Source organism: Caldisericum sp. (assembly GCF_049967455.1).
Lineage (GTDB): Bacteria > Caldisericota > Caldisericia > Caldisericales > Caldisericaceae > Caldisericum > Caldisericum exile_A.
Genome location: NZ_JBMFSR010000122.1, coordinates 1 through 576, shown reverse-complemented (window position 1 = coordinate 576; position 576 = coordinate 1). Strand labels below are relative to the sequence as shown.

Genomic DNA, 576 nt, shown 5'->3' with positions numbered 1-576 from the left:
ATCAATTCCATAAGCTTTCCTCCCCAAAATATTAGGGGCAGGGTAACTATGCTTAGAATTCATAAAATACAGTAAAACTATCCAGATTATTCATGATATTGCGCACATTCACACTACTTTAAATAGAACAAAATGTATTCGAATGAAAAGAGCTACGAATACAAAGAAATAAAAAATAGAAAAATATGCTCCAAAAACTTGCAATTTTTTCAAAAAAGTACTAAACTTTTTTAGAGTGATAAATCCACTGAAAAGGATCGTGGATTCCAAAATAATAAAAAATCGCTCAATTTAGGTTGAATAAAATATTTGGACAGCGGTAAAATGATGAAATTAAAAAAGAAGACTGTGGCAAAAATATTTTTCATACTGGTTCCCCTCATGGTTTTTCTTTTAAATCTGAATCCAGTGAAGGCCTCAGGTGAGAGGTATGCGCTTATTAGGATCGAAGACGTAAGCCCTTGGTATGCAATGGATCCTCAAAGGTTGCAGACTCTTTATCAAGTTGCAGATTACCTATATTCAAAGCATGTCCCCTTCTCAGTATCCATGATACCCGTTTACGTGAATCCAAAG

Annotated in this window: 1 protein-coding gene; it reads left to right on the top strand. The window is 33.9% G+C overall.

Annotation, left to right across the window (positions count from 1 at the left end; all coding sequences use genetic code 11):
- Positions 1 to 327: 327 nt before the first annotated feature.
- On the top strand, positions 328 to 576 hold a 249-nt coding region (locus ACP5SP_RS08120; RefSeq protein WP_428076582.1), incomplete at its 3' end, for a DUF2334 domain-containing protein.